Here is a 413-nt window from a genome sequence, read left to right as displayed (position 1 = left end):
GCTTATACAGCTAAGATTGTTGAGTTGGTTGAAGCGCTAGATACTTATATCCCTGAGCCAGAGCGTGCTATCGATGGTGATTACCTGATGCCAGTAGAAGATGTATTCTCAATCTCTGGTCGTGGTACAGTTGTTACTGGTCGTATCGAGCGCGGTATCGTTCACGTAGGTGATGAAATCGAAATCGTTGGAATCAAAGACACTACTACAACAACTTGTACGGGTGTTGAAATGTTCCGTAAGCTTCTTGATCAAGGTCAGGCAGGTGATAACGTAGGTGTATTGCTACGTGGTACTAAACGTGAAGATGTAGAGCGTGGTCAGGTTTTATGTAAGCCAAAGTCAATTACGCCGCATACAAAGTTTGAAGCAGAAGTATATGTTTTATCAAAAGATGAGGGTGGTCGTCATAC

General features: G+C 43.1%; 1 protein-coding gene. It reads left to right on the top strand.

All coding sequences use genetic code 11. The features are described from left to right. The coding region (locus tag OO007_RS20230; protein ID WP_325810189.1) for an EF-Tu/IF-2/RF-3 family GTPase at window positions 1-413 on the top strand (413 nt) is incomplete at both ends.

The sequence above is a fragment of the Cocleimonas sp. KMM 6892 genome (assembly GCF_035798195.1).
Lineage (GTDB): Bacteria > Pseudomonadota > Gammaproteobacteria > Thiotrichales > Thiotrichaceae > Cocleimonas > Cocleimonas flava.
The sequence above is the reverse complement of the archived record's forward strand: the minus strand, read 5'-3'. Positions and strand labels throughout refer to the sequence as shown.